The organism is Streptomyces sp. NRRL S-31, assembly GCF_000718775.1.
Taxonomy (GTDB): Bacteria; Actinomycetota; Actinomycetes; order Streptomycetales; family Streptomycetaceae; genus Streptomyces.
Genome location: NZ_JOCB01000313.1, coordinates 1 through 205 on the forward strand (window position 1 = coordinate 1; position 205 = coordinate 205).

At 71.2% G+C, this 205-nt stretch carries 1 protein-coding gene; it reads right to left on the bottom strand.

Annotated elements, in window-relative coordinates; all coding sequences use genetic code 11:
* On the bottom strand, positions 1 to 205 hold a 205-nt coding region (locus IF37_RS40610), incomplete at both ends, for an acyltransferase domain-containing protein (protein WP_158727477.1).

Consider the following 205-nt stretch of genomic DNA (forward strand, 5'->3'; position numbering starts at 1 on the left):
CCTCGGCTCGATCCCGGCGAGGTCGGTGAGCAGCTGCTCGCGGATCGCCTCGACCTGGACGGAGTGGGCGGCGTAGTTCACCGGCAGACGGCGGGCACGGACGCCGTCGGCCTCACAGGCCGCCAGCAATTCCTCCAGCGCGTCCAGGTCGCCCGACACGACGACCGAACCGGGAGCATTGACCACCGCCACCGTCAACCGACCG